This is a genomic window from Leifsonia sp. McL0618, from assembly GCF_049994905.1.
Taxonomy (GTDB): domain Bacteria; phylum Actinomycetota; class Actinomycetes; order Actinomycetales; family Microbacteriaceae; genus Diaminobutyricibacter.
In genome coordinates this window covers 1,878,332-1,895,181 of sequence record NZ_CP188258.1, presented here as the reverse complement: position 1 = coordinate 1,895,181, position 16,850 = coordinate 1,878,332, and the positions used below count along the sequence as shown (strand labels likewise).

Annotated in this window: 17 protein-coding genes; 5 read left to right on the top strand and 12 right to left on the bottom strand. The window is 67.7% G+C overall.

All coding sequences use genetic code 11. The features are described from left to right. Nucleotides 1-93 precede the first annotated feature (93 nt). Nucleotides 94-588, bottom strand: coding sequence for a hypothetical protein (locus tag ACPPVQ_RS09055; protein ID WP_426520763.1), 495 nt, complete (start codon nucleotides 586-588; stop codon nucleotides 94-96). A gap of 69 nt (nucleotides 589-657) precedes the next feature. On the opposite strand from ACPPVQ_RS09055, the gene map reads away from it, so the two are divergent. Next, entirely contained in the window at nucleotides 658-1,425 is a 768-nt protein-coding gene (map, locus tag ACPPVQ_RS09050; RefSeq protein WP_426520761.1) for a type I methionyl aminopeptidase, read from the top strand. Nucleotides 1,426-1,515: 90 nt separating this feature from the next. Here the strand turns inward: map and trmD are convergent, their stop codons facing one another. Next, nucleotides 1,516-2,202 carry a tRNA (guanosine(37)-N1)-methyltransferase TrmD gene (gene trmD / locus ACPPVQ_RS09045; RefSeq protein WP_426520759.1) on the bottom strand — a complete coding sequence of 229 codons (687 nt, stop codon included), beginning with the start codon at nucleotides 2,200-2,202 and terminating at the stop codon, nucleotides 1,516-1,518. A 24-nt stretch (nucleotides 2,203-2,226) separates the two neighbouring features. Then, complete coding sequence (locus ACPPVQ_RS09040) at nucleotides 2,227-3,399, bottom strand: MFS transporter (RefSeq protein WP_426521197.1); 1,173 nt, start codon at nucleotides 3,397-3,399, stop codon at nucleotides 2,227-2,229. A gap of 127 nt (nucleotides 3,400-3,526) precedes the next feature. On the opposite strand from ACPPVQ_RS09040, the gene ACPPVQ_RS09035 reads away from it, so the two are divergent. Further along, nucleotides 3,527-4,189: a GntR family transcriptional regulator gene (locus ACPPVQ_RS09035; RefSeq protein WP_426520757.1), complete on the top strand. Its 663-nt coding sequence runs from the start codon at nucleotides 3,527-3,529 to the stop codon at nucleotides 4,187-4,189. 18 nt (nucleotides 4,190-4,207) lie between these two features. On the opposite strand, the gene ACPPVQ_RS09030 is transcribed toward ACPPVQ_RS09035, so the two are convergent. The 4 genes from ACPPVQ_RS09030 to rpsP are packed head-to-tail and all read right to left on the bottom strand — an operon-like array spanning nucleotide 4,208 to nucleotide 6,526. Further along, nucleotides 4,208-5,140, bottom strand: coding sequence for an aminoglycoside phosphotransferase family protein (locus ACPPVQ_RS09030; protein ID WP_426520755.1), 933 nt, complete (start codon nucleotides 5,138-5,140; stop codon nucleotides 4,208-4,210). A gap of 12 nt (nucleotides 5,141-5,152) precedes the next feature. Next, nucleotides 5,153-5,800 carry a ribosome maturation factor RimM gene (gene rimM / locus ACPPVQ_RS09025; RefSeq protein WP_426520753.1) on the bottom strand — a complete coding sequence of 216 codons (648 nt, stop codon included), beginning with the start codon at nucleotides 5,798-5,800 and terminating at the stop codon, nucleotides 5,153-5,155. Between the two features lies 1 nt (nucleotide 5,801). Continuing rightward, nucleotides 5,802-6,038, bottom strand: coding sequence for an RNA-binding protein (locus tag ACPPVQ_RS09020; RefSeq protein WP_345764273.1), 237 nt, complete (start codon nucleotides 6,036-6,038; stop codon nucleotides 5,802-5,804). Between the two features lie 2 nt (nucleotides 6,039-6,040). Then, nucleotides 6,041-6,526: a 30S ribosomal protein S16 gene (gene rpsP / locus ACPPVQ_RS09015; RefSeq protein WP_426520751.1), complete on the bottom strand. Its 486-nt coding sequence runs from the start codon at nucleotides 6,524-6,526 to the stop codon at nucleotides 6,041-6,043. 181 nt (nucleotides 6,527-6,707) lie between these two features. On the opposite strand from rpsP, the gene ACPPVQ_RS09010 reads away from it, so the two are divergent. Together ACPPVQ_RS09010 and ACPPVQ_RS09005 are read left to right on the top strand one after the other, a co-directional pair. Then, the gene (locus tag ACPPVQ_RS09010; RefSeq protein WP_426520749.1) at nucleotides 6,708-7,844 is read left to right on the top strand and encodes a glutamate--cysteine ligase; all 1,137 of its coding nucleotides are present in this window, start codon (nucleotides 6,708-6,710) and stop codon (nucleotides 7,842-7,844) included. Nucleotides 7,845-7,933: 89 nt separating this feature from the next. Further along, on the top strand, nucleotides 7,934-8,629 hold the full coding sequence (locus ACPPVQ_RS09005; protein ID WP_426520747.1) for an SGNH/GDSL hydrolase family protein: 696 nt from the start codon (nucleotides 7,934-7,936) through the stop codon (nucleotides 8,627-8,629). A gap of 32 nt (nucleotides 8,630-8,661) precedes the next feature. Here the strand turns inward: ACPPVQ_RS09005 and ffh are convergent, their stop codons facing one another. From ffh to ftsY, 4 genes are read right to left on the bottom strand one after another with little or no spacing between them, the layout of a single operon-like run. Further along, nucleotides 8,662-10,230 carry a signal recognition particle protein gene (gene ffh, locus ACPPVQ_RS09000; RefSeq protein ID WP_426520745.1) on the bottom strand — a complete coding sequence of 523 codons (1,569 nt, stop codon included), beginning with the start codon at nucleotides 10,228-10,230 and terminating at the stop codon, nucleotides 8,662-8,664. A 12-nt stretch (nucleotides 10,231-10,242) separates the two neighbouring features. After that, nucleotides 10,243-10,941, bottom strand: a complete 699-nt coding sequence (locus tag ACPPVQ_RS08995) for a GNAT family N-acetyltransferase (protein ID WP_426520743.1) — start codon at nucleotides 10,939-10,941, stop codon at nucleotides 10,243-10,245. Further along, nucleotides 10,941-11,441, bottom strand: a complete 501-nt coding sequence (locus ACPPVQ_RS08990) for a DUF2004 domain-containing protein (RefSeq protein ID WP_426520741.1) — start codon at nucleotides 11,439-11,441, stop codon at nucleotides 10,941-10,943. The genes ACPPVQ_RS08995 and ACPPVQ_RS08990 overlap by 1 nt, the downstream gene beginning before the upstream one ends. A 9-nt stretch (nucleotides 11,442-11,450) precedes the next feature. Continuing rightward, nucleotides 11,451-12,326, bottom strand: coding sequence for a signal recognition particle-docking protein FtsY (ftsY, locus tag ACPPVQ_RS08985; RefSeq protein ID WP_426520739.1), 876 nt, complete (start codon nucleotides 12,324-12,326; stop codon nucleotides 11,451-11,453). Between the two features lie 67 nt (nucleotides 12,327-12,393). Between ftsY and ACPPVQ_RS08980 the strand changes: the two genes are divergently transcribed. Beyond that, nucleotides 12,394-13,272, top strand: a complete 879-nt coding sequence (locus ACPPVQ_RS08980) for a CHAD domain-containing protein (protein WP_426520737.1) — start codon at nucleotides 12,394-12,396, stop codon at nucleotides 13,270-13,272. Nucleotides 13,273-13,284: 12 nt separating this feature from the next. Here ACPPVQ_RS08980 and smc read toward each other — a convergent pair whose 3' ends face one another. After that, the gene (gene smc, locus ACPPVQ_RS08975) at nucleotides 13,285-16,839 is read right to left on the bottom strand and encodes a chromosome segregation protein SMC (RefSeq protein WP_426520735.1); all 3,555 of its coding nucleotides are present in this window, start codon (nucleotides 16,837-16,839) and stop codon (nucleotides 13,285-13,287) included. Nucleotides 16,840-16,850: the final 11 nt, after the last annotated feature.

Below are 16,850 nucleotides of genomic sequence, written 5' to 3'. Positions count from 1 at the left end.
TGGCAGAGCCTGGCCGCGGCACAAACAACTATTCTGCCATGAACAGCCAGTCTTTACCAAAGCGGGTCCGGCGCAGGCTGATCCGCCCGCGAATCACTCGTCGTCGCGGCGTTCCTCGATGACGATGTACTCGCCGCCATCGACGGACCCGGGGTCCGGTCGACCGAACTGCTGCTGCTGGGCCGCCCGTTCGTAGGCGTCGAACGTCATTTGCACGCGGGCACGCGTTTCGTTCAGGAGTTCCCAGAGGGAGACCCAGAACGTCGCCAGCCCGACCAGGATGCCGAGGACGGCGATCCACCCCGACACACCGGGAATATAGAAGCCGAACGCGATGATCGCGATGTGCCATGCCGCCAGCAGCCCGACGTCGGTCCACGAGACGGCCCTCTGCTCCCTCACGCTGCCGCGGGCTCGGATGATGCCGCCGATCGCGAGCATGGCGATGAAAAGGATCGGGCAGGCGATGAGCAGGCCGAGGAACGCCCAGCCCCCGCCACCGAAGGCGGCCCAGCCGATGAGCAGCCACGCGGGAAGGATCACGGCCGACGGAAACAGCCACCAGAAGAACGCCCTGCGGAGGATCACGGCACCAGATTATCCCCGCCCTGCTGTGCGGCGGCTGCGGGTTCGCTGACGGCATGAAAAACTGTATCCATGATCGAGTTGAGGACGCCGGCCGAGATCGAGGCCATGAAGCCCGCAGGCAGGTTCGTGGCCGAGGTGCTGCGCACGACGAGCGCGGCGGCGAAGGTCGGGGTCAATCTGCTGGAGCTCGACCGGATCGCGCACGACCTCATCCGCTCGGCTGGTGCCGTCTCCAGCTACATCGACTACCACCCTTCGTTCGGCGCGAGCCCTTTCGGCAAGGTGATCTGCACATCGGTGAACGACGCCGTGCTGCACGGACTCCCCCACGACTATCGGCTGCGGGATGGCGACCTGCTCAGCCTCGATTTCGCTGCGGCAGTCGACGGGTGGGTGGCGGATTCGGCCGTCAGCTTCGTCGTCGGCTCACCACGGCCGGCTGACCTGCGACTCATCGACACGACCCGGCGCGCGCTCGACGCGGCGATCGCAGCCGCACACCCCGGCAACAAGATCGGCGACATCTCCGCGGCCATCGCGGCGATCGCCCATCCAGAGGGCTACTCGATCAACACCGATTTCGGCGGACACGGGGTCGGCCGCACCATGCACGGCGATCCCCATGTGCCGAACGACGGTCGCGCCGGCCGCGGCTACCCGCTGCGCCCCGGGCTGGTGATCGCGATCGAGCCGTGGTTCCTCGAGACCACGGACAGGATCGTGACGGATGCAGACGGCTGGACGCTCCGCAGCGCAGACGGTTCCCGGGGCGCCCACTCCGAGCACACCATCGCAATCACCGAGGACGGCCCCGTCGTCCTCACCGCCCGCGACTGACGCGCCCCCACCGCATCCGTCGAGCACACGGAAAAGCACCTCATTCGACGCATGTGACGTGCTTTTCCCTGTGATCGACGAGCGAGCGACTCAGTCGAGCAGGTCGGGACGCACACGTCGCGTCCGGTCGAGCTGTTGCTCGTGGCGCCACGCGGCGATCGCGCCGTGGTTGCCGCTGAGCAGCACGGGCGGCACCTCGCGGCCACGCCAGACGGAGGGCTTCGTGTAGCTCGGGTATTCGAGCAGCCCGTCTTCGTGCGACTCCTGCACCAACGATTCCGGGTTGCCGACGACACCGGGGATGAGGCGCCCGATCGCTTCGATCATCGCCATCGTCGCGACCTCTCCCCCGTTGAGCACGTAGTCGCCGAGACTCATCAGCCTCACGCGGGCGCGTGATGCCGCGTCGTCGAATACCCGCTGGTCGATTCCTTCGTAGCGTCCGCATCCGAAGACGAGGTGCGATTCGGCAGCGAGCTCTCGTGCGGTGGCCTGCGTGAACACATCGCCGGCCGGTGACGGGAAGATCACGAGCGGGTCGCCCGGGCCATCAGCGAGGATGCCGTCCAGCGCCTCGCCCCACGGCTCCGGTTTCATGACCATCCCCGCTCCGCCTCCGTATGGCGTGTCGTCGACGGTGCGATGCCGGTCGTGCGCGTGGTCGCGCAGGTTGTGGACACCCAGGTCGATGATCCCGGACTGCCTGGCCTTGCCGAGCAGCGACAGGTCGAGCACATCGAAGAACTCGGGGAAGATCGTGACGATGTCGATGCGCATGGACGCCAATTCTAATCGGCACCTCTATTGCGGCACGACGGCGAGCTCCCGGTCGCGGGGAACGAGCGGGATGGCGGCGAGCGGGCAGAGCGCGACCGATGCGAAGGCGAGCGGGAACCCGACGAGGGTGATCAGACCGCCGACCGCAGGCCCGACGAGGGATGCCGCGAGGAACTGCCCGGTGTTCTGGGCGCCCAGCGCACGGCCCGACCAGAAGGGGCCGGCGATTTCGGCGACCGAGGTATACGCGAGACCGTTGTCGGCGACCGTGACGACGGCAGCGACGATGAGGATCACGGCGGCCCACGCCGCGCCGAGCGATGCCGCGACCGCCATGAGCAGCATGACGGCGGCGGCAGAGACGGCCACCCAGCGCAGCGGACCGAGCCTGCTGCCGACCCTGTCACTGAGAACACCGACGCCGATCCGCCCGACGGCTCCGACGAACTGGCTGGCCCCGATCACGAGACCGGCGGCGACGGTAGGGAAGCCGAGCTGGGTCACAAGCCACACCAGCCCGAAGGTCGATACGGCGAACTGCGGCACGACCAGGAGGATCGAGACACCGTGGATGCGCCACAGCAGCGACGTCGAGCGGTACGGATTCCAGCCGGCGTGCGGATGCGCTTCAACCTCGCCGGACGCGTTCCGTTCCGGTCGCGGCGGGTCGACGATCCAGATCGCGCAGAGCACCGCGGATATCCCGGTCAGGACGGCCGGGACCACCATCGCGGCAGCGATGCCCGCGGTGGATGCGAGCACAGGGATGCTCACGGCCGCGATGGCGACCCCGAGCGGCTGGCACATCTGGCGGATGCCCATCGCCAGTCCCCGACGCTCGCGCGGGAACCAGCCGACCACCACGCGCCCGCTCGCGGCGTTCGGGCTGGCGGAGGCCATTCCGCCGATGAGGAGGAAGAAGCCGAGGCCGATGTAGCCGCTCGCAAACATCGCGCCGACCGCAGCCAGGGCCGTCACGGCCAGTCCCGATGCGATCACCCACCGTTCGCCGATGCGGTCGCTGAGCGCTCCCCACGCGATGAGGGTCATGACCATGCCGAGTGTCGGCGTCGATGCCAGCAGGCCCGCCTGCGCAAGGCTCAGGCCGCGTTCGGTGTGGAGAAGCGGAATGAGGAACGCCGGCGTGCTCACGAACACGGTCGAGCTCGCCTGGGCGACGACGCCGAGGGTGAGCATGAGCCACGGGCGGGCGGTTCGTGTGCGGGTGCTCGTCAGAGTCACGGCGGCTCCTTCCGGCTGAATGGGATTCTTCGGTATACCCTAGCGGTATACCACTCCGGTATACCAAAGAGAAGGTCGACAGATGCCAGAACAGACCCACGTCTACGATCGCCTGCGCTCCGAGATCCTCGACCTCGAACGGACGCCCGGCGCACGGCTCACCGAACGCGGCCTCGAGTCGCAGCTCAGCGCATCCCGAACGCCGCTTCGTGCAGCGCTGATGCGCCTCGAGAGCGAAGGCCTGGTCGAACGCGTCGGCCGGGCCTGGCAGGTCTCACCGATCGATCTCGGCGAGATCGGCGCGCTCAGCGAGCTGCGGGGCGCCCTCGAGACCGCTGCGGTTCGCCTCAGCTGCGACCGCGCCCCGGCCGATGCGATCACGTCCCTGCGGACCAGGCTCGGGGAGTTCGACATCGCCCAGCCCAACGACGCGGGCGTACGGGCCGGCACGCATTTTCACGTGGAACTCGCGAGCCTGTCGGGCAACCACTTCTTCGCCGACGCGGTCGCCTCGGCGATGACCCGTCTCGCACGCACCCGCTGGCTCGAAGTACGCACCGAAGACGCGCGCCGGCTGGCCTGGCAGGAGCATCGGGAGATCGTCGACCTCGTCACTGCGCGTGACGCGGACGCCGCGGCGGACCGCATCCATCACCACATCGTCGCGACCCACGAACGCCTTCTGGCGTCCCTCGACGCGGATGCACGGACCCTTCGCGCACGCGGACTCGCGGTGGTGCGCTGAACTGGAATGCCCGGCCGGCTACCGGGTGTCGAGCGCAGAGATTTCCGGATCATCGAGGATCCGGCCAAGGGTGCTCCGCCCGAGAGCGCTCATGCCAGGGTTCGACTCCCGGTAGTACCAGTCGAGGCCCATGGCTTGCACGAATGCCCACGCCGCCCCGCGCCGCCACTCCACATCGCCGCACTCCAGCTCGCCGCGGAATGTCGCACGAGCATCGATGTCGAGCATGTGCCAGGCCGCGACGAGATCCAGCGCAGGGTCGGCAGGTCCGAAACCACCGCAGTCGAGGACCCCGACAAGATTCTCGCCCGTGACGAGGAGGTTGGCGGGGATCAGGTCCTGATGGCTCATCACATCGGGGCCCGCCGCCGGCAAATCACGGAAGACGGTCCAGAGGGCCCTGAGCCGACCGACCGGGAGCAGGCCCTCGCTCTCTCTGAAGCAGACGTTCATCCACTCGTCGGCGTCAGGTAACCGTCCGCCGCGGCCGCCACCTGTGAAGCGGCGACCGCCTGTCTCTGCGGCGCGGAGCGCACGCAGGAGAGTGACGAGGTCCTTTGCGAACCACCGCGACTCTGCCAGGCCACCGGGTGTCGCGACCTCGCCGGGGAGCCAGGTCTGTACCGACCACGGCAGAGGATAGCCGTGGCCGGGCACTCCCATCGCCACGACAGCCGGCGTCGGGAATGGACAGCAGACCGCCAGGTCGAGCATCGCCGACGACTCCCGGGCAAGCTCTCTGGCCACGTCCGCCGGGTCGCCGGAACGCAGCGGGAAGCGCGCGGCGAAGTCAGTGCCGATGCGATAAATGGCGTTGACGGTGCCGTCGGTCGCGACGTGGCGGATCGCCGCGTCCCGCCACTGCGGGAACTGTTCGAAGACCAGCCGCCGCACCATCGCTTCGTCGATGTGCAGCTGGGCAGCGTGCATCGCCAACGCGGACTCCGGCACTCTTTCGTGACGCTAGTCGGCGTCCTTCGCGGCATCTTCCGCGGAAGATTCGACGTCTCCGGCGGATTCGTCCACGACCGAGCGATCGTCGTCGTCGTCATCGTCATCGTCGTCGGGCAGTTCTTCGAACAGTCCGGTCGGCGGGGTCAGGGTAACCGTTCCGGCCGCCAGGTCGACTGCAGGCACGATTGCCTTGACGAAGGGAACGAGTACTTCGCCGTTGTCTGTTCTGATGGCCAGCAGATCCTGCGCAGGCAGGTGATCGACCCGGGCGACGAGCCCGACCTTCACGCCGTCGCGAAGTGCGGCCAGCCCGACCAGTTGGTGGTCGTACCAGGCGTCTTCCTCTTCAGGAAGCTCCGTCGGGTCCTGGTTGACCCAGAGGATCGCCTTGACAAGGGTCTCGGCTTCGCTGCGATCGTCGACGCCCTTGAAGAATCCGACGGCGTGACCGTTGTACCAGCGGAGCTCAGTGAGTTCGAGGGTCTTGCCATGCCACTTCGAGCCGGTCGGAACCTGCAAGGTGAACACTGCGCCGGGCGTGAACCGCTGCTCGGGAGTGTCCGTGTACAGCTCGAGTTTGAGGGCGCCCTTCAGCCCATGCGCCTTGGTGAGGCGACCGACCCGAAGTTGAGTCTGGGCAGGCTTGTCGGCCGACACCTCAGTAGTCGGTGTCGACGACGTCGACGCGCACGCGACGTCCGTCGGCGAGCGCGGCGACGAGCGTACGCAGCGCTTTGGCGGTGCGTCCGGCTCGGCCGATGACCCGCCCGAGGTCCTCGGGGTTCACGCGAACCTCGAGGACCTCGCCGCGGGGCGAATTCTTTGCTACGACATGCACGTCGGCCGGGTGATCGACGATCCCCTTGACCAGGTGCTCGAGAGCGGGACCGAGCAAGGCTACGCCTTCTCGCCGTCGGCGGCGGATTCGGTGATCTCTTCCGCAGCCTCGACGACCTCGGCCTCGGCGGCCTCTTCGGCCTCGACCTCAGCTTCGACGACGGCCTCGGCCTCTTCGACGACGGGCGCCGGCTTCTCGGCCTTGGGCTTCAGAACCGGCTTCTTCTTCTCGTCAGCGACGAAGCCGACCTTGGCTTCCTTGGTCTTGACCGTGTTCACCGCGTTCTTGTCGCCCTTGAAGGTGCCCCAGTCGCCGGTGAGCTTCAGCAGCGCGGTGACCTGCTCGGTCGGCTGGGCGCCGACGCTGAGCCAGTACTGTGCACGCTCCGAGTTGACCTCGATGAGCGACGGCTCCTCGGTCGGGTGGTACTTGCCGATCTCTTCGATCACGCGGCCGTCGCGCTTGGTGCGCGAGTCGGCTACGACGATGCGGTAGTAGGGCGCGCGGATCTTGCCGAGGCGCTTCAGACGAATTTTGACAGCCACAATTCTCCTGTGTTGTATGAGGTGTTTGAACGAACTGACTGCCGTGAGCGTGGGGGCACACTCGGCAGGAGGTCTATGGGGTTCTCTCTCGCCTGATTAGAGGGTCGGGCGGAACAGAACTCAACTAGCTATTGTGTCAGATACACCGGGCTTTGAATAATCGGATGAACGGAACGACCAGATGCAGATCGATTTCGCAGCATCTGAGCGGTCGACCGTCGGCATCGAATGGGAGCTCGCGCTCGTCGACGGTTCGTCCGGGGACCTCGTCCAGATCGCACAGGAGGTGCTCGAAGCGCTCGGGACGCCCGACGGCCGGGAGCATCCCCAGATCACGCACGAACTGCTGCTGAACACGGTGGAGCTCGTCAGCCGGGTGCACCATACCGTTCCCGAGGCTCTCGCCGACCTGAACGAGCTGATGGAGATGGTCCGCGCAGTGACCGACCCGCTCGGTGTCGAACTCATGTGCGCCGGCACGCATCCGTTCGCCCAATGGTTCGACCAGAAGGTCACACCGAACGAGCGCTACGACCGCCTGCTCGACCGAACGCAGTGGTGGGGTCGGCAGATGATGATCTGGGGCATCCACGTGCACGTCGGCATCGATGACCGCGACAAGGCGCTGCCGATCGTCAACGGGCTGCTCACCTATTACCCTCACCTGCAGGCGCTGAGCGCATCCAGCCCGTTCTGGGGCGGGGCGAAGACCGGTTATGCATCCAACCGTGCGCTGATGTTCCAGCAGCTGCCGACGGCCGGCCTGCCCTGGCAGTTCGGCAGCTGGGCCAATTACGAGGAGTATGTGCAGGATCTGGTCAACACGGGCGTCGTGAGCGACTACAGCGAGGTGCGCTGGGACATCCGGCCTTCGCCGCGCTGGGGCACTGTCGAGATGCGCGCCTGCGACGGCCTCTCGACGGCTGAAGAAGTGGGTGCGGTCTCCGCGATCATCCACTGCCTCGTCGACCGGATGTCGGGGCAGATCGACGACGGTGTCGAGCCGGGCAGCCTGCAGCCCTGGTTCGTGCGCGAGAACAAGTGGCGCGCCGCGCGCTACGGGATGGACGCCGAGATCATCCTCAATCCGGCCGGCGACGAGCGACTGGTCGCGGATGCCCTGCGCGACCTGGTCGTGGAACTTGCGCCGACCGCAGACCGGCTGGGATGCCTCGAACAGCTGGAGTCGGTCGACCACATCCTCGCTCGGGGCGCGAGCTACCAGCGGCAGCTCCGGGTCGCCGAAGACAACGGGGGCAGCCTGCAGGCGGTGGTCAGTTCACTCACCCACGAACTGCGGAACGGACTTTCGGGCTGATGAGACGGAGTGACGACGACCAGCGCGTGACACACCGCAGGGCTCACAGCATCCCTGCAGTTTCGGAGATCTACGCTCGCTCCGTGCGTATGACGAGTCTTCCCCGGCGACTGCTCGTTGTCGCGGCCGGCGTGGCCACGCTGGCCGCGCTCAGCGGCTGCGCGGCGGTGACGGCCGAGCGGTCGGTCGCTGCCGAGGCGAAGGTGGCATCGGCCCCGCACACATCTGCCACCGTCACGGTCGTCGCCATCGGCGATTCCATCGAGCACGGCCGCGGCGTGCTTCCGGCGCAGGCCTGGCCGGAACAGGTCGCCGCCAGCCGCAAATGGGCTCTCGACGACCTGGCCATCAACGGTTCCGGCTTCGTCAAGGCGGGAGCAGGCGGCTACACGTACAGCGCCCAGATCGAAATCGCCATCAAGCTGGATCCGCGGATCGTGCTGATCTCCGCGACCAGGAACGATCTTCTGATCAATGAGCAAGCACTACGCACGAAGACCGTGCAGCTCCTCGACCACCTCCGCGCTGCGCTCCCGCACGCCACGATCGTCGGCACGAGCGCTGTGTGGGGCGACACCCCGGTTCCCGCACGCCTCACCGCTGACAACGCGCTCACGCGGCAAGCGGTGACCGACGTGGGTGGCACGTACATCGACCTCGGTATTCCGCTGGCCGGACATCCGGCGCTGCTCCAGCCCGACCACGTCCACCCGAATGCGGCCGGCCAGACCGTCGTGGCCGGTGTCGTCAACCGCGCGCTCGACGCAGCGCACATCACGGGCTGACCCGGACCGCTCTCTCGAGCGTGACGCCGACGTCAGCGCCCGAGGAACTTCTGAAGCGACGCCAGCTCTTCCTCTGTCGGTCCGCCCGGCTTGGAGGCAGCGCCCCCTCCGAGCCCGAATCCCGAACCGCCTGCTGAACCGGCAGGCTTGACCCCGGTCGCCAGCGCAGCATTCTCGGCTGCACGCTTGGCCGGGTTGCCCGAACGCGAGCCCTTCTTCTTCGGCTGCTGCTTTCCGCGGCCTCCGGTAAAGCCGGCTCCGGGGATCGGCCCCATGCCGGGGACGTTCGGCACACCGCCCTTGGCGACGGTCTTCATCATCTTGGCGGCCTGCTCGAAGCGGTTGACGAGCTGGTTCACTTCGGTCACCGTCGAGCCCGCACCCTTCGCGATGCGCAGACGTCGCGACCCGTTGAGGAGCTTGGGGTTCGTGCGCTCGGCCGTGGTCATCGACTGGATGATCGCCTCGGTGCGCACGATCTCGCGCTCGTCGAAATTGTCGAGCTGCTGCTTCATGGCGCCGGCGCCCGGCAGCATGCCCATCATCTTCTTGATGGAACCCATGTTGCGCAGCTGCTGCATCTGCTTGAGGAAGTCGTCGAGCGTGAACGTGTCGGTCGCGAACTTCTCGGCGACCTTGCGCGCCTCGTCTTCGTCGAACGCTTCCTGCGCCTGCTCGATCAGGGTGAGGATGTCACCGAGGTCGAGGATGCGGCTGGCCATGCGGTCGGGATAGAACGGCTCAAAGTCGTCGAGACCTTCTCCGGTCGACGCGAAGATGATGGGCCGGCCGGTGACCGAGGCGACGGACAGTGCCGCGCCACCGCGGGCGTCGCCGTCGAGCTTCGTGAGTACGACGCCAGTGAAGTCGACGCCGTCCTGGAACGCCTTGGCCGTTGCGACCGCATCCTGGCCGATCATCGCGTCGATGACGAACAGAACCTCGTCAGGGTCGACGGCCTTGCGGATGTCACCCGCCTGCTTCATGAGCTCGGCGTCGACGCCGAGGCGGCCGGCCGTGTCGACGATGACCACGTCGTACTGCTTGGTCTCGGCGAACTTCATCGCCTCTTTGGCGACCTTGACCGGATTGCCGACGCCATTGCCGGGCTCGGGCGCGAACACAGGCACGCCGGCCTGCTCGCCGACGACCTGCAGCTGTGTGACGGCGTTCGGGCGCTGGAGGTCGGCTGCGACCAGCACCGGGGTGTGGCCGTCTTTGGCCAGCCACTTCGCGAGCTTTCCGGCGAGTGTCGTTTTGCCGGCACCCTGGAGACCGGCCAGCATGATCACCGTCGGCGGCTTCTTCGCGAACTGCAGTCGTCGCTGCTGGCCGCCGAGGATCGCCACGAGTTCTTCGTTGACGATCTGAACGACCTGCTGGGCCGGGTTCAGCGCCTTGTTGACCTCATCGCCGAGCGCGCGCTCGCGCACCTTCGCAGTGAATGACTTGACGACGTCGAGCGAGACGTCGGCGTCGAGGAGAGCGCGACGGATTTCGCGAACGGTGCCGTCGACATCCGCCGGCGAGAGCTTGCCCTTGGTGCGGAGGTTCTTGAAGGTGTCTGCGAGCCTGTCAGACAGGGTTCCGAAAGTAGCCATGGTCCAGCCAGTTTAACCGGCGGATGCTGAGCGTACGCGCGCGTTCAGCCCACGGCGCACTTCGGGCCACTCCTCGGCGAGGATCGAGAACATCACCGTGTCGCGAACGGTGCCGTCAGCACGCCGCATGTGACGCCTCAGCACCCCCTCGAAACGCGCACCGAGGCGGTCGATCGCCCGCTGCGAACGCTCGTTCCGGATATCCGTCTTGAGCTGCACGCGCCCGGCGCGGAGCCGGTCGAAAGCCTGTCCGAGAAGCAGGAGCTTGGTCTCCGGATTGACCGCGGACGCCCAGACGGCCGGATGGTAGCCGGTCGATCCGATCTCGAGTCGCGCATCCGGAGCGGCCACGTCGAGATACGACGTCTGGCCGACGACCGCGCCTGCCGGCAGCCCCCGATACGGGACCGAAAGGCGCACGATCCACTGGAATCGCGGGCCGGGTTCCAGCGCGTCCCGGAGCCGTGCCCGCAGCGCGTCGACATCGGCCGGACGGCCCGAAAGGTGCCCCCACACGGTGTCGTCGTCGAGAGCCGCGAAGAGCTCGCGGGCGTCCCGATCCGGGTCGTGCACGCCGGTGAGCGTCACGATACCTCCACGCAGCTCGACCCCCGGATCCATCGGCCACGGCATCTCCGGCCACGCGAGATCGTCGGGCCGGCTGTCCAGAAGCGGCTGGAAGGCGCGGCCCGACCGGAACAGCTCCCCCATCAGCCCTGCATCTCGACGGCGACGACGTCGCCGCGGATATCGAAACTGACGACCAGCACAGCGTCCGTGTCGTCCGGGCTGATCGAGTAGTCGAATGTCGCGAAGACATCGTCCTCATCGGACCGCTCCGGGAACAGCGCGATGCGCATCAGCTGCAGGGACCGCAGCACGTCGACCTGGATGTCGCCCGAGTTGTGCACGAGCAGGTCGAGAAGGCTCTCCCCCATCTCGTCCACCTGCTGGTCCACGTAGTTGACGGTCTCCGACTGTCGCTCGCTCAGCTGTGCCACCAGTGCATCCCTGGCCCGCGCGTCGAACCCTTCGAGGGCGTGGAGGAGGGCGGCCGCGGCGTCGAGCGAATACTCCGTGACCCCGGACTCGGCATCCGCCTGCAGGTCGACTTCGACCGCCTGGTCGCCGAGTTCCACCGTGTCCTGCCAGGCAAGGCCGCCGCTCGCGGTCTCGTCGATGATCCCGAAATACTCGTGTTCGATCGCCATCGGAGCCTCCTAGCCGATCAGCTGCTGTGCAAAGACGTGCGGGGTGAAGCCGGTGAGGTCGTTGATGCTCTCACCCTGGCCGACGAGTTTGATCGGGATACCGGTCTTCTCCTGCACGGCCAGTACGAAACCGCCCTTCGCCGAACCGTCGAGCTTGGTGAGCACGAGTCCCGTCACCCCGGCGTGCTCGATGAACGCCTCAGCCTGGGCGAGACCGTTCTGCCCCGTCGTGGCGTCGAGCACCAGCAGCACCTCCGCGATCGGTGCCTGCTTCTCGAGCACACGCTTGATCTTCGAGAGCTCGTCCATCAGGCCGCCCTTGGTCTGCAGACGGCCCGCAGTGTCGATGATCACGATCTCGATGCCCTCCGCCTTGGCGCGCTCCACCGTCTGGAAGGCGACGGATGCGGGATCCTGGCCCTGCTGCTGCGGGCGCACGATCTCCGCGCCCGCGCGCTCCGCCCACGTCGCCAGCTGCTCGACGGCCGCAGCACGGAACGTGTCGGCCGCACCGACGATGACAGTGCGGTCGTATGTGCGCAAGAACTTGGCGAACTTGCCGATCGTGGTCGTCTTGCCCACGCCGTTCACCCCGACGACCAGCACGATCGCCGGACGATCCGAGAGCTTCAGGGTCGGGTCGAGCTTCGACAGGCGTTCCTCGAGCGTCTCGCGCAGCATCCGCTGCAGGTCCGCCGGATCGGTGGTGCGATAACGCTCGACCTTGGCGCGGAGATCGTCGACGATCGCCTCCGTGACATCCGGTCCGAAGTCGGCCGTGATGAGTGCTGTCTCGAGGTCGTCCCACGTGTCGTCGTCGATGGTCTTCTTCGCGAACATGCCGCGCAACGCGCTCGACAAGGACCACGGGGTGCGTTCAGCCATGGATTCACCCTAGTTGCTCGGGGGGCGCCTCTTCCTGCGATGAGGTCAGGAGGGCTACGTTTTCGACATGGGAGACGTTGGAGCAGCAACAGCCGGTGACGCGATCTCCCGCATCCTCCTCTTCCTCGACATCGAACTCCGCGAACAGCTTGACGCCGTGCGGCGCGATGAAACGGATGCTGTGCACCAGGCGCGCATCCGGGTCCGGCGCATCCGCAGCGTACTCGCCGTGTACCGGCGCCTCTTCGACCGGGACCGGACGGAGGACCTCCGACAGGGCCTGCGTGAGCTGGGTGTCGCCCTCGGAGCCGCGCGGGACCCCGAAGTGCGCGCGAAGTCGACAGAGGACCTGCTGCAGGCGCGCACCGCGCCGGCGGTGATCGACGCCGTCGAAGCGATGGCCGCAGAGTTGCTCAGCGACCTTGGCGAGGCTCGGAGCGACCTGCTGCGGCTGTTCGAGACAGAGGAGCACGCGGACCTCCTCAACACGTTCACGCGCTTCGCTGCGGCTCCGCCTCTGCACCAACGCGCCGGGGGGCCCGCGCGTCGGACCTTCCGCAAAGCACTGCGGCGCGAAGTCGGGCGCGTCGATGAGAAGGCCCGGGCGGCCGCCGATCTCCGCCTCGCGGCCCTCCACGAACTGCGCAAGAAGGCCCGCCGCCTCCGCTACGCGGCCGACGCGGTGTCGAGCGAACCGATCGGCATCCTGGGGGCCCGGACGCGACGACTGGCGAAGGCCGCTGAGACAGCGCAGGAGGTGCTCGGCGACCACCGTGACGGCATCCTTCTCGCCCAGCACCTGCGACACACGCTGGCCGGACACACGCTCGGCCGCTCGGCGGCGACCGGCGTGGGGATCTTCGCTGCGCGGTGCGAAAAGCAGGCGTACAGGGAGCTCGGGCGCCTCGATGTCGCGCTCGACGGCATCCGGGAGCTGTACGCCTAGAAAACGGCGTGCCTAGGAGGCCTGCTCCTGGGCGACGCGCTGTCCGACGACCGCAGACACGCCGTCCTGGCGCATCGACACACCGTAGAGCGCGTCCGCGATCTCCATCGTGCGCTTCTGGTGGGTGATCACGATGAGCTGGCTCGACTGCCGCAGGTCTTCGAAGATCGTGAGTAGCCGGCCCAGGTTCGCGTCGTCGAGGGCGGCCTCGACTTCGTCCATGATGTAGAACGGGCTGGGCCGCGCTTTGAAGATCGCGATCAGCAGGGCGACAGCGGCAAGGGACCGCTCCCCACCCGACAGCAGTGAGAGCCGCTCGATCTTCTTGCCGGCCGGCCTCACCGACACCTCGATCCCTGTGGTCAGCATGTTGTCCGGATCGGTGAGCTGGATGCTGCCGGAGCCGCCGGGGAACAGCACGGGGAACACCTCGGCGAACGCAGCCCTCGTGTCCTCGAACGCACTCTGGAAGATCGACTGCATCTTCTCGTCGATCTCCTCGATGATCGTGAGGAGGTCGCGACGCGTGTTCGTCAGGTCGGTCAGCTGCTCGGTCAGGAACTTGTGGCGCTGCTCGAGGGCGGCGAATTCCTCCAGCGCCAGAGGGTTGACGCGGCCGAGCTGTGCGAGCTTTCGCTCCGCCTGCGCAAGGCGCTTCTGCTGCTGCTCCCGGTCGAAAGGCTGCGTCGCAATCGCCGCCGGCTCATCAGAGTCGGTGGCGGCCTCGGCGCCCTGCTTCACATCCACCGGAACCGGCACCTCTGGCCCGTACTCGGCGACGAGCACGTCTTCGACAAGCCCCAGCTCGCTGCCCGCCCGCTCGAGCAGGCTCGACAGGTGCAGTTTCTTCTCGTAGATCTGCAGTTCGAGGCCGTGGACGTTCTCGGTGATCGCCTGAAGCCGTTCCCTGAGCGCGCTCTCGTCGCGGCGGAGCGTGGCGAGCTCCTCGTTCTGGCTGGCCCGCTGGGCCTCCGCAGTGGCCAGTTTGACGCGGGCCTGGGCGACCGAGCGATCGACCGAGTCGAGCACGGCCGGGAGGGCATCGATCACGAGGGTCGCGGCATCGACCTGGCGCCGGCGGATGACCGCACGCCGCGCAGCCTCTTCAGCCGCCGCACGCTCGGCCTCCAGCTGCCGGGCGACGGCCTCACCTCTGGCCTGCTCGGCGCGCACCCGTTCCTTGGCCGTCTCGACGGCGAGACGCGCCTCGACCTCGGCCTCGCGTGCCGCCTCGAGCTCGCCGTACAGGGCATCGCGGGCGCTGACATCGAGGATCGGACGGGGACGGGCGCGTGCCGTCTCGAGCTCGCTCTTCGCCTTCTCGGAAGCCGCCTCCGCATCCGCCACGCGCTCGCCGGCGAGCCCGAGCGCGACGCCGAGTCGATCGAACTCCGCCGACGACGCCTCGAGCTGCACCTTGAGACGGTTCAGTTGCTCGGTCTGCGCGGCCAGCTGCGAGTCGAACTCGCGCAGCGCTGCGAGAGCCACAGCAGACTGCTCCTTCGCGACCTGCAGCACGCCGCGCTGCTCAGCGAGCGCAAACTTCGCCCGGTCGATCAGCGACGTCACCTCACCGAGGCGCTCCTGCGCGGCGTCGCGATCCGCGATCAGTTCGATGCGGCTCTGCTTGGCCCCGGAACCGCCGCTCAAGACGAAATCGGTGAGCACCTCGCCTGCGCGCGTGATGATCGTCACCGGCGCACCCAGGTTGCGTTTCGCAAACGCTGCGGAGGCGGCACGCGCTGCATCCAGGTCGTCGGCGATCGCGGTGAACGAGAGCACGCCGAGAACCCCACCCGGTGCCTCGACCACGGAACGCGCGGCGACGACGCCGCCGACCCCGGTCAGGTCGATGTCGGGCGCGCTCGCGTCGGCGATGATGACTTCGACCCGGCCGAGGTCGTCTCCGGACGCGTGGGCGACCGCCTCGAACGCTGCGTCGCGGTCGTGCGCGAGTACGGCATCCGCCAGCGAACCGAGGGCCGCCGCAACCGCGGCCTCATACCCCGGGCGCACGCGGATGTGTTCGGCCACGAGTCCGCGCACCCCGGCGAGCCTGGCATCGACCAGTGCGGCGGAGCCGTCCTTCTGGTTGAGTGCGAGCGACAGAGCACTGGTGCGTGCGGCGAGAGCGTCGCGCTCCCGTTCCAGGACGTGGAGTTCTTCGCGCAGGCGCTCGATCTCCCCTTCGGCCTCGAACACATCGGCCTGGGCGAGCTCGTACGCCTCGTCGAGGTTGCCCTCGCTCGCGTCCGAGACGGCCGCCTCCGACTCGCGCTCGGCGAACGCGGCCCGCGCTTTCTCTTTGCGGTCCGTTGCGGCGTCGAGAGCGTTCTGCTGACGCAGCACCTCGCCGCGTACGGCCGCCAGCCGCGATGCGGCGGCATCGGCCTGCCCGGTGAGCTTGGTGATCTCGAGGTCATGCCTGGAGACGAGGGCGCTCTGTGCGGCGATCTCGTCATCCACCGAATCGAGGGCGGCCCGCGCGGTGCGCGTCTTCGCCTGCGCTGCAGCCCACGCGGCCTCAGCCTGGGTGACCACGACGCGAAGACGATCGACTTCGGCCCTGGCATCCTCGACCATCTGGGGGGTGACGCCGGGAGCCGCATCCTGCGCTTCGGCCTGCGAACCGAGCAGAGCCAGGCGCTGGTTCGCCATCGTGTATAGGTTGCGAAGTCGCTCCTGCACCGATTCGAGCCCGAAGGCGGTGCGTCGGGCGACATCCACCTCGTCGCCCACCTGGGCCTGCTCGAGACGAGCGACCCGCAGCTGCTTCTGCTCGAGCTGCTCCTGCAGCACGATCCGCTCGCTGTGCCGTTCGCTCTCGGTACGTCCGTGCGCGTCGAGTGCCGAGCGCAGGGTGACCACGTCGTCGGCGAGAAGCCGGGCGCGGGCGTCCCGCACGATCGCAGCGATCGACTGGGCCTCACGCGCGATCTCCGCCTGGTGCCCGAGCGGCTTGAGCTGCCGACGGATCTCACCGGCCAGGTCGCTGAGCCGGGTCAGGTTGGTCTGCATGGCGTCGAGCTTGCGCAGCGTCTTCTCTTTGCGCCTGCGGTGCTTGAGGATGCCCGCGGCCTCCTCGATGAAGCCGCGGCGGTCTTCCGGGCTTGCGTGGAGCACGGCGTCGAGCTGACCCTGGCCGACGATCACATGCATCTCGCGGCCCAGCCCGGAGTCGCTGAGCAACTCCTGCACATCGAGGAGGCGGCAGGCCTGGCCGTTGATCGCGTACTCGCTGCCGCCGTTGCGGAACAGGGTGCGCGAGATCGTGACCTCGGAGTACTCGATCGGGAGCGCGCCGTCGGAGTTGTCGATCGTCAGGGTCACTTCTGCCCGGCCGAGTGGCCCGCGGGTCGACGTGCCGGCGAAGATGACGTCTTCCATCTTTCCGCCACGGAGGGTTTTCGCCCCCTGCTCCCCCATCACCCAGGCCAGTGCGTCCACGACGTTGGACTTGCCCGATCCATTGGGGCCGACGACGCAGGTCACCCCGGTCTCGAAGGCGAACGTCGTCGGCTGTGCGAACGACTTGAACCCTTTGAGCGTCAGGCTCTTCAGATACACCTGCCGCCCTT